The sequence below is a fragment of the Mesorhizobium sp. M4B.F.Ca.ET.017.02.2.1 genome (assembly GCF_003998955.1).
Lineage (GTDB): Bacteria > Pseudomonadota > Alphaproteobacteria > Rhizobiales > Rhizobiaceae > Mesorhizobium > Mesorhizobium abyssinicae.
Window position 1 is genome coordinate 1 of sequence record NZ_RZOF01000243.1, and the last position, 10128, is coordinate 10128.

The window sequence follows — 10128 nt, forward strand, 5'->3', positions numbered from 1 at the left end:
GCCCTCCTCGAAGGCCTGGTGCTGTTCCTCGTGCTGCGCTTCCTCACCCATTCCAGGCTGAAGCTGAAGACGCCGCCGACGAAGCGCGGCGTCTTCAGCTTCAGCCTGGAATGGGTGAGGAAGCGCAGCACGAGGAACAGCACCAGGCCTTCGAGGAGGGCTTCGTAAAGCTGGCTCGGATGGCGCGAGAACGGACCGCCATTGGGGAATTCCACCGCCCATGGCACGTCGGTCGGTCGCCCCCAGAGCTCGGAATTGATGAAGTTGGCGACGCGCACAAGGCCAAGCCCGACCGGCACGCCCGCCGACACCACATCGAACAGCGTCCATGTGCGGATGCCGCGCTTGAAGGAGAACAGCGTCATGGCGAGGATGACGCCGAGCAGGCCGCCATGGAACGACATACCGCCCTGCCAGACGGCGACGATGTCGAGCGGATGCGCGATGTAGCGCGCCAGGTCGTAGAACAGCACATAGCCGGCGCGCCCGCCGACCACGACGCCGATCGCTGCCCAGACAATGAAGTCGTCGAGATCCTCCGGTTTCATCGGCAAGGCGCCGTCCGGCCACAGCCTGGCATTGGTGACGAGGCGCTTGGCGTACCACCAGGCAAAGAGGATGCCGACGATGTAGCCGACGCCGTACCAGTGCACCGCCAGCGGGCCGATCTGGACGATGACCGGGTCAATGTTGGGGAAGGGCAGGGAGGCCAGCGGCAGCAGGAAATATTCGCTCAACAGGGTCTCCCGGGTGCGGTCTGGTTTCGGGCGCGGACCATGCGGCAGGGTTTTGGCAGGGTCAAGGCAAGGTGGTGGTTGCCTTGGCCGCCGCAGATGGCGGGGTCAATCCTGAAGCTTGCCGCCGACCATCCGCCTTAGAGCGTCATTGATCCTGTCCTGCCAGCCGGGACCGTCTTCCTGGAAGTGGTCCAGCACGGCACGATCGATTCTGATCGAAACAAGCTCTCTTACGTTCGGCGCGGCTGAGGGTTCGCGAATTGGGGTCGCCGGTTTCTTGATCGGCTTGAAGGCAGCCTCCGCGGCTGCCATCGGATTTGTCGGTCGGCGCGGGGGCGTTGTCATTGGTTGACCCTGACTGAGAGCGACTCGTGCTTGACGCAGGTCGACTTGAAAGCACTACAATAGGCCACGTGGCGCCATCACGTACAGGCTCGGCCGGCGAGGTGCGATGCCGCAGCCGCCGCAACGTTCTTGCATTCCGCGCCGCGCGCCACTACGTCAAATCGAGCAAGCGAGGATTTGCCATGTCGACCGGACCGAACCGCATTCTCGATGAATTCGCCAAGCTGATGACGGATGCCGCCGGCGCCGCGCAAGGCGTGCGGCGCGAAGTGGAGACGGCCTTCAAGGGCCAGGCCGAGCGCATCCTGAATACCATGGACGTGGTGCAGCGCGAGGAGTTCGAGGCCGCACGCGAGATGGCGGTGAAAGCCCGTGAAGACAACGTCCTGCTCGCCGCCCGCATCGAGGCGCTCGAGGCGAAGCTTGCCGAACTCACCGGGCAGGCCGCACCAGCGGCGGCGACGAAGGCCAAAACGAAAAAATAATCGTTAAACTTTTCCACAAAGCACAATCCGAAAAAGCGCTTTGCCGTGAATCGCTTACCGGCATTGCATGAATCATCGTGACAGCGCCTTTCCACATGCGAATGACGCAGTGCGAAAAATTGGGCTGGTCACGCGACTCCCGATCAATAGACTGAATTTGTTGCATGATTCGAAGCAGGGTCATGCGCCGGGCGGTGGGGTCCGGTCTGGGGTCTTTGCGTTTGACGAAGTTCCTGGCCGTCCGAGTTCTAGACAAGATTGTTCGTCGTGTGTGCCCCGCGGAGCGTGTGGCGCTCCCCTGAACACAGGAAGCATCCATGGAACTTCTCGAACTCGAATTCTCCCGCGAAATCCACCCGGTGGATGTCATCGAGCAGGTGGCCCACAACAATGACTGGTCGTTCGAGCGTGCCGGCGACGATGAGATTTCGATTTCGGTGGCGGGAAGCTGGACCGACTATCATGTCTCCTTCTCCTGGATGGAGGATTTCGAGGCGCTGCATCTGGCCTGCGCCTTCGACATCAAGGTGCCCGAGACGCGCGCGCTGGAGGTGATGCGGCTCTTGTCGTTGATCAACGAGCAGATGCTGTTCGGCCATTTCGACCTGTGGGAGCAGGAGGGCGCGATCATGTTCCGCCAGTCGCTGCTGCTTGCCGGCGGGGTCGAGCCGTCGAGCCAGCAGGTCGAGGTGCTGCTGTCGTCGGCTCTCGAGGCCTGCGAATGCTATTTCCAGGCCTTCCAGTTCGTTGTCTGGTCGGGGACCTCGGCCAAGGACGCGCTTGCCGGCGTGCTGTTCGAGACCTACGGCACCGCCTGAGCCGGATCAGGATCCAAGATGAGTGCGAGTGGCGCGCGCAAGCCCGAAATCAGTTTCGCCGATTTCGACCGGGTCGACATTCGCGCCGGCACCATCATCGAGGCCGAGCCTTTCCCCGAGGCGCGCAAGCCGGCATTCAAGCTGAAGATCGATTTCGGCCCTGCGATCGGGGTGAAGAAATCGTCGGCGCAGATCACCAAATACTATGCGCCGGAGACGCTTGTCGGCCGGCAGGTGTTCGCGGTGGTCAATTTCCCGCCGCGCCAGATCGGAAAGTTCATGTCGGAAGTGCTGACGCTCGGCTTTCCCGACGAGGAGGGCGCCGTGGTGCTCGGCGCCATTGAGCGCAAGGTGCCTGACGGCGGACGGCTGTTCTAGGATTTAGCGAGCAGGCTACAGTCATCCACACAGCGCCGCCAGCAAGCCCCGGCGAGCGCCATCACGGTGCTGCAGCCGGCCGGACTGAAGCGATGGCTGGAGTCCGGAACGCGCCGAGAATAGTTCCGACCGCTGCTGCCGAGAGCACCAGATGCAGGCCGTCGAACGGCCAGGCCAGTCCGAAATGCATCAGCATACGGTTCAAGAAGGAAGGCGACGCGCCGTCCGCGGGAATCAGGATCAAGCCTACGGCGAGGCCCAGCCCATATTTGAGTATGGCAACTATTGCGAAAACGATGAACATTATGGCGACGAAACGCAGACGATTGCCGTCGAGCGCACGCCAGCACCCGACTGGATCAAACGAGCCCGTCCAGAGAAAATCGCCGACAAGGAGATATTCCCAGGCAAGTATGAAACCGCCCACAAGCATGTTGAAGATTCCCCTCGCCATCGCCCAGGAAGCGACGTCCTCGGGGCTGAGCGGCAGGTCATGTGTGGCCAGTAGGCCGGCAACAAACAGTCTGTGCTCGCCGGCGACCGCAAAGCCGCAAAGAAGCTGGACGGCCGCGAGAAGCAACGCAGCCAGAAGAATCCGTTGGCCGAGCTCAAAGCGCACGCCCGGGATAGCGAAGCGTTTGACTCGGTCAATGCCGCGTCGAACAACGATATGGCCGCGCTCGGGCGCGTTTGCCATGCGATCCAGGACGAATGCAAAGACCATCGCCGAGAACGGCGCGGCAACAATCGCGGAAAGCCAAGTCCCGTGGGCAAAGCCTTGCGATAGGAGCCAGGCAGGCACCTGCTCCGGATCGGCAAAGAGAATAAGGACAAGCGCCGCCAGACAGAGCGTCATCAGAAAGCAGGGAACCCAGGCGGCCACGAAGAGTGGCCAGGCATTCGCCCGGCAATAGCCTAACACCGTCGCAACGGTCTTACCGACGCGCAGGAGGCGACGTTTCGGCGATACGGCAGGCAATTCGTCCAGCGTTGAAATCGGCGTCGCTCCCGCTAGGAACTACACACGCAGAATAATGCACTGCGATCAACTGTCGCGCAAGGTCTCGCAAGGAACACGCTCGCGGGATTTAAGCTCGTCGGCCCTCGGTCTCTCAGCGCATCTCAAAAACTTCACGCGGAAGACTTTGGCGAATTGTCGATGTTCGGGATCTTCTGCGGGAAATGCACGAGAGGGCGGCATCGAAGAGGCCACACAACTGCCAACGGTCAGGCCGCCAGCTTGTGCGTCGTTCCCAGCGCTTCCTCGACCGTGTCGAGGAACATTTCCGCGCAAGCCTTCCAGCTGTAGCGCATGGCGCGCTGGCGCGCCTCGTTGCGGTCGACGTGGAGCGCGGCAAGGGCAGCCTCACGCAAATCTTCGGAGACCGCGCCGCCGACGCCGTCGCCGACAATGTCGATCGGTCCGGTGACCGGATAGGCGGCGACCGGCGTACCGCTGGCCAGCGCCTCGATGATGACGTTGCCAAAGGTGTCGGTGCGGCTCGGGAAGACGAAGACGTCGGCCGAGGCATAGATCTCGGCCAGTTCGTCATTCGGGCGATGGCCAAGGAAATGGGCGTTGGGATAGCGTGCCTTGAGCTTCGCCAGCTCCGGCCCTTCGCCGACGACGACCTTGCTGCCGGGCAAATCGAGGTCGAGGAAGGCGCCCAGGTTCTTCTCGATCGCGACGCGGCCGACGCACAGGAAGACCGGACCGGGAAATCCCATGTCCTTGCGCTTGTCCGGCCGGAAATGGTCGGTATCGACGCCGCGCGTCCAGGGCTTCAGCTTGTTGAAGCCGCGCGCGGCAAGATCGTCCGCCAGCGACTGGGTGGCGACTAGCGTGCCCTGACCGGAATTGTGGAAATCGCGCAGCCAGCGATAGGCCCAGCTCTCGGGCACCGGCAGCCGGGCGCTCAGATATTCGGGAAAGCGGGTGTGGTAGCTGGTGGTGAAGGGACGGCCGGCATTGCGGCAATAGCGCCTGGCCATGATGCCCAGCGGACCTTCGGTGACGATATGGATGTGGTCGGCCTTGCGCCGATCGATCAGGCGCGCGACGTGGCCAGGCGTCGTCAGCGCCAGGCGGATATCGGGATAGGTCGGCAGCGGCAAGGTGCGGAAGATGTTCGGGGTCAGGAAATCCAGTTCGACGTCGAAGGATTTCAGCGTTTCGGTGAGCCGCTCCAGCGTATGGACGACGCCGTTGACTTGCGGACGCCAGGCGTCGGTGACCATCAGGATACGCATGGCGATCCCGATGCGCATGGCGGCCCTTTGCCGGAAAGGTCGTCTTTTGCCTTGATACGATGCCGGAACGGCGACCAGGCGGCAGCTCGCGCTTCGCTCCAGCGCACCCTTGAAGGCGCGGGCTCGAACCGGGGCGGCAGGGCCGAATCAACTAAAGTCACACGTTTCATGCGCGCTCTTCACCATGGTTTCATGACGAGCGGATGAAGCCGGCAATTCTTGCTTGGAAACCCCGGGCTAGGCCGGAACCTTGATTACCGCGCGCAGGCCGCCAAGCGGGCTGTCTTCCAGCATGATGTCGCCGCCATGACTGCGGGCGATATCGCGGGCGATGGAGAGGCCAAGGCCGGTCCCGCTGGCGTCGAGGTTGCGCGCCTCGTCGAGCCGCAGGAAGGGCTTGAACACTTCCTCGCGCTTTTCGCGCGGAATGCCAGGCCCGTTGTCATCGACGGTGACTTGAAGCGAGCCGCCTCTGTGATCGGCGTTGATCTCCACGGTCCTCGCATAGCGGAAGGCGTTGCCGATGACGTTGGACAAGAGCCGGGCGAAGGCGTTCGGACGCACGTGCACGTGCGGATCGCCGACAAGCGTGGTCGACAGCTTGCATTTGCGCAGCGCTGCCTCCTCGCCGAGTTTCTGGAAATAGGCGTCGAGGTCGAAACGGCCGGGGTCCTCCGATGCCTCGCCGCGGGCGAAGGCGAGATAGCCCTCGAGCATCGACTGCATGTCGTCGATGTCCTGGTCGAGCGCCGCCTTGGTCTCGGCCTTGCCGGGCGCCAGCGCCAGCTGCAGCTTGAAGCGGGTGAGGATGGTCCTGAGGTCATGACTGACGCCGGTCAGCATGGCGGTGCGCTGCTCGATCTGGCGTTCGATGCGCTCGCGCATCTGGATGAAGGCAAAGCCGGCGCGGCGAACCTCCTCGGCGCCGCGCGGGCGGAAATCCCGCGGCATCGGCCGTCCTTTGCCGAAGCTCTCGGCGGCCTCGGCAAGCGTCAGGATCGGCCGGATCTGGTTGCGCAGGAAAGGAATGGCGATCATCAGCAGCACCAGCGAGGTGCCGACCATCCAGATCAGGAAGATGTGGGTGTTGGAGGCATAGGCCTGGCTGCGGCGCACGAAGACGCGCAGCACCTTGCCCTCGAGCTGGACGCGGACCTCGACGATGTTGGAATTGCCGACGGTGTCGATCCAGAACGGCCGGTTGATCTGGCGGGTGATCTCGGCCGAGAGGATCTCGTCGAGGATCGAGAAGAACGGTTTCGGTCCGGGCGGCGGCAGCGGATCGGGCGGCAAAAGGTCGACCTTGAGCTGCATGCGATCCTGGGCGATGCGGATGATGTTGGCGTAGTCGGCATCGTGCGGATAGGTTTCCATCATGTCGATGATGGCGGCGATGTCGCGCACGGTCGCCTGCGACAGGCGCTGCGTCACGGTCTGCCAGTGGCGTTCCATGAAGACGAAGGCGACGACCGACTGCAGCAGGATCATCGGCGCGATGACGATGATCAGGGAGCGGGCGTAGAGCCGCTTCGGCATGTATAGCGCGACCAGGCGCCAGAACCGGTTCCAGGCGCGCGACATGGCTTTCAGCACTCGCATCGCGCGATCGCTCAAGCCGTCATTTCCCGGCCTTTCCAGTTGCGTGGTCGCCATCCGCCCTTCCGCTCGTCAACGGCCGTTCAGCAAAGGGCCTTACAGATAATCTATTCCACGCTGAGCCGATACCCAATACCGCGCACCGTCTGCAGCCAGACCGGGTTGGACGGGTCGCGCTCGATCTTGCGGCGCAGCCGGTTGATCTGGACATCGATGGTGCGCTCGCCGACATCCGACTCGTCGCCGACCAGCTCATGGCGCGGTATGGTCTCGCCGGCGCGCGCGGCAAAAATCGCCAGGATCTCCTGCTCGCGATCAGTCAGCTTCAGCGCCTCGCCGCCACGCTTCAGCTCGCGCCTGGCGATCTGGAAGGTGTAGGGGCCGAACACCAGCTGCTCGACCTTGGGCGTCGCCACCGGGCCGCCACGGCGCAGGATGTTGTTGATGCGCAGGATCAGCTCGCGCGGGTCGAACGGCTTCGGCAAATAGTCGTCCGCGCCGGCCTCCAATCCGGTGATGCGGCTGTCGGTTTCGGACAGCGCCGTCAGCATCAGGATCGGCACGTTCTTTTCGGCCCTGAGCGCCTTGGTGAGGTCGACGCCGGTTTCGCCCGGCATCATCACGTCGAGCACGAGCAGGTCGAAATCGAGGCCGGCGAGCTTGCGCCGGGCCTCGCCGGAATTGCCGGCGACGGTGACGCGGAAGCCGTTTTCGGACAGGTACTGCTTGAGCAGGTTGCGGATACGGGTGTCGTCATCGACCACAAGCAGATGCGGCGCGTCGTCGTCCGGCGCTGTCGGATGATCAACCCTCTCAATGGTCTCCATGGCTCTTCCCCGATATTTTCGCAGGCACAATGTCGATCTGCGCTCTTAGTTCCGGATTGACCATCGCTTCCAGGAAACGTTCGATCGAGGCGCGGTCGGCGGCACCGGAATCCTCCAATGCAGCATGGATGCGGCGTGACTGTGGCCGCGCCAGCGCCAGGGCCAGGGCGCGGCCCTTGGCGGTCGGGTAAAGTTCGCGCTGGCGGCGGTCGCGCGGTCCTTGCAACTGGACGATATGGTCGGTGTCGATCAGCTGCTTGAGCACGCGCGCCAGGCTCTGTTTGGTGATCTTGAGCACGTCGAGCAATTCGGCGACGGTCAGGCCAGGCCTGCGGTTGACGAAATGCAGGACACGGTGATGGGCGCGGCCGAAGCCGTAGTCGGCCAGAATCTGGTCCGGATCGGAAGTGAAGTCGCGATAGGCAAAGAAAAGCAGCTCGATGATGGCGAAGTCGATGCCGTCCTCGTCGGTGATCGCCGTCCTGATCGGTTTTCCGGCGGCGTTGCTCTGATCCGTCATCTTGTCTCCATGCGAAGGGGAATTATGTCAGTACTATTGACGTAATTTCCCGGCAATGGTAATTTTTGACAAGCTTTTCGGCGGATTGCGAACGAAAAGGCAAGGGGGAGCCGTTTTTCCGGAACTTCCTGAGTTTGCCATACATTTGATATCCGCCTACGCTTTCGGACCCCGGCCGCGTGCCGCGGCCGACACGAAACACACGATACAACGATGTGCGGGCTTTCGCCCGCGGGAGGTTTCCATGGCATCCGTTCCTTTCGACCAACTGGACGGCTTCATCTGGATGAACGGCGAGTTCGTCGCGTGGGCCGACGCCAAGATTCATGTGCTGACCCACGGGCTGCACTATGCCAGCGCCGTCTTCGAGGGCGAGCGCGCCTATGGCGGCGAGATCTTCAAGCTCACCGAGCACACCGAGCGCCTGCATGAATCGGCGCGCCTGCTCGGCTTCAAGATCCCCTACACGGTCGCCGAACTCGACGACGCCTGCCGCACGCTGTTGAAGAAGCAGGGCTTCCAGGACGCCTATGTGCGCCCGATCGCCTGGCGCGGCAGCGAGCAGATGGGCGTTTCGGCGCAGAACAACCGTATCAACTGCGCCATCGCCATCTGGCAGTGGCCGAGCTATTTCGACCCGGCGCAGAAACTGAAGGGCATTCGCCTCGACCTCGCCGAATGGCGCCGGCCCGATCCGCGCACCGCGCCGTCGAAGTCGAAGGCCGCCGGCCTCTACATGATCTGCACGCTGTCCAAGCATGCCGCCGAAGCCAAGGGCTATGCCGACGCCATGATGCTGGACTGGCGCGGCCAGGTCGCCGAGGCGACCGGCGCCAACATCTTCTTCGTCAAGGACGGCAAGATCCATACGCCGAAGCCCGACTGCTTCCTCGACGGCATTACCCGTCGCACCGTCATCGGCCTCGCCAAGGAACGCGGCCTGGAGGTGATCGAGCGCGCAATCATGCCGGAAGAACTCGAGGGCTTCGAGCAGTGCTTCCTCACCGGCACGGCAGCCGAAGTGACGCCGGTTTCGGAGATCGGTCCATACCGATTCGAGGTTGGCGAGATCGCCAAGTCGCTGATGAATGACTATTCTGCTGCAGTGCAACCAAAGCATGCGATCGCCGCAGAATAGCGATAAGTCACAGCTTTTTTGTCTTAAAGGGGCGGTTTTCAGGCCGCCCCTTTTATTTAAGCCCCAGTGCATTTGACTTTCGGCCAATTCAGCGTCTCATGATGACGTCGGCCCGAGGAGGCTGGCAGTCATGGAGGGACTGTTAACATGGATACGAACACGCTCGTTGCGATCGTTGTTCAGGTGATTACGGGTATCATTGGTGGTCAGGCAGTGGGCGCGGCGCTGAAGCAAGCGGCGTTGGGTCAGCTTCCCAAAATCCTGGGCGGTGCCATCGGTGGCGTCGGCGGCGCGGCGATCCTCGGCAGCCTGCTCGGCGGTGGCACGATCGATCCGGCGGCGGCTGCCGCGGCGGCAGGCGGATTGGGCAGCGCGTTGAACATTCCAAACATCGTTGGCGGCGCGGGCGGCGGCGCCATCCTGACCGGCATCATCGGGGCGGTCCTGAATGCGATGAAGAAATAGGCCTGCCGGGTTCGGGCTTTTCGCATGGGCGGCTTCGGCCGCCCATTTGTTTCGGCTCATCGAGATCGTCACTGCCGGTGGACGCCGTTCGCATGTGTCTCTACATCGGAGAAGACACAGCGAAAGGACAATCATGGGTCAGCTCAACGCCGGCATCGTGCCGGTCACGCCCTTCCAGCAGAACTGCACGATCCTCTTCGACATGGACGACAGACAGGGAGTCGTCGTCGACCCCGGCGGCGATGTCGACAAGGTGCTGGCGGTGCTGAAGGACAATGACATCAGGGCCGGCGCTATCTGGATCACCCATGGCCATATCGACCATGCCGGAGGCGCGATGGACCTGAAGGAGGCGCTCGGCGTCGATATCATTGGCCCGCACGAGGCCGACAGGCCGCTGCTCGCCAACCTCGAAAACCAGGCCAAGCGCTTCGGCATCACCGACGCGGTGCGCAACTGCGTGCCGGACCGCTTCCTCGCCGAGGGCGAGGCGGTCTCGTTCGGGGAGCATGTCTTCGAGGTCCTGCATTGCCCCGGCCATGCGCCGGGCCACGTCGTCTACTTCAACC

Annotated in this window: 13 protein-coding genes; 6 read left to right on the top strand and 7 right to left on the bottom strand. The window is 62.9% G+C overall.

Annotated features, from left to right (window positions below; translation table 11 throughout):
* Together lgt and EN738_RS24045 are read right to left on the bottom strand one after the other, a co-directional pair.
* On the bottom strand, positions 1–737 hold a 737-nt coding region (gene lgt, locus EN738_RS24040), incomplete at its 3' end, for a prolipoprotein diacylglyceryl transferase (protein WP_245494650.1).
* 105 nt (positions 738–842) lie between these two features.
* Positions 843–1082, bottom strand: a complete 240-nt coding sequence (locus EN738_RS24045) for a BrnA antitoxin family protein (RefSeq protein WP_127285883.1) — start codon at positions 1080–1082, stop codon at positions 843–845.
* A 182-nt stretch (positions 1083–1264) separates the two neighbouring features.
* On the opposite strand from EN738_RS24045, the gene EN738_RS24050 reads away from it, so the two are divergent.
* The 3 genes from EN738_RS24050 (at position 1265) to EN738_RS24060 (ending at position 2763) form a co-directional block, all read left to right on the top strand.
* On the top strand, positions 1265–1567 hold the full coding sequence (locus tag EN738_RS24050; protein ID WP_127285884.1) for an accessory factor UbiK family protein: 303 nt from the start codon (positions 1265–1267) through the stop codon (positions 1565–1567).
* Positions 1568–1884: 317 nt separating this feature from the next.
* A complete protein-coding gene (locus EN738_RS24055; RefSeq protein ID WP_127285885.1) occupies positions 1885–2385 on the top strand; it encodes a YbjN domain-containing protein in 501 nt (166 codons plus the stop codon).
* An 18-nt stretch (positions 2386–2403) separates the two neighbouring features.
* On the top strand, positions 2404–2763 hold the full coding sequence (locus tag EN738_RS24060; protein ID WP_127285886.1) for a tRNA-binding protein: 360 nt from the start codon (positions 2404–2406) through the stop codon (positions 2761–2763).
* A 61-nt stretch (positions 2764–2824) separates the two neighbouring features.
* Here the strand turns inward: EN738_RS24060 and EN738_RS24065 are convergent, their stop codons facing one another.
* The 5 genes from EN738_RS24065 to EN738_RS24085 all read right to left on the bottom strand — a co-directional run bounded on the left by EN738_RS24065 (position 2825) and on the right by EN738_RS24085 (position 7956).
* Positions 2825–3742, bottom strand: coding sequence for a hypothetical protein (locus EN738_RS24065; RefSeq protein ID WP_245478193.1), 918 nt, complete (start codon positions 3740–3742; stop codon positions 2825–2827).
* 248 nt (positions 3743–3990) lie between these two features.
* Positions 3991–5013 carry a glycosyltransferase family 1 protein gene (locus EN738_RS24070; protein WP_127285893.1) on the bottom strand — a complete coding sequence of 341 codons (1023 nt, stop codon included), beginning with the start codon at positions 5011–5013 and terminating at the stop codon, positions 3991–3993.
* Positions 5014–5250: 237 nt separating this feature from the next.
* Complete coding sequence (locus EN738_RS24075; RefSeq protein ID WP_127285887.1) at positions 5251–6666, bottom strand: ATP-binding protein; 1416 nt, start codon at positions 6664–6666, stop codon at positions 5251–5253.
* Positions 6667–6716: 50 nt separating this feature from the next.
* Positions 6717–7436, bottom strand: coding sequence for a response regulator transcription factor (locus tag EN738_RS24080; RefSeq protein ID WP_126058697.1), 720 nt, complete (start codon positions 7434–7436; stop codon positions 6717–6719).
* Entirely contained in the window at positions 7423–7956 is a 534-nt protein-coding gene (locus EN738_RS24085) for a MarR family transcriptional regulator (RefSeq protein WP_127285888.1), read from the bottom strand. Before EN738_RS24085 ends, EN738_RS24080 begins: the two co-directional genes overlap by 14 nt.
* Before the next feature lie 244 nt (positions 7957–8200).
* Here EN738_RS24085 and EN738_RS24090 point away from each other — a divergent pair, with 244 nt between their 5' ends.
* The 3 genes from EN738_RS24090 to EN738_RS24100 all read left to right on the top strand — a co-directional run.
* On the top strand, positions 8201–9094 hold the full coding sequence (locus EN738_RS24090) for a branched-chain amino acid aminotransferase (protein WP_127285889.1): 894 nt from the start codon (positions 8201–8203) through the stop codon (positions 9092–9094).
* A gap of 147 nt (positions 9095–9241) precedes the next feature.
* Positions 9242–9559 (top strand): hypothetical protein, encoded by a 318-nt coding sequence (locus EN738_RS24095; RefSeq protein WP_127285890.1) that lies wholly within the window; start codon positions 9242–9244, stop codon positions 9557–9559.
* Between the two features lie 133 nt (positions 9560–9692).
* On the top strand, positions 9693–10128 hold a 436-nt coding region (locus EN738_RS24100), incomplete at its 3' end, for an MBL fold metallo-hydrolase (protein WP_127285891.1).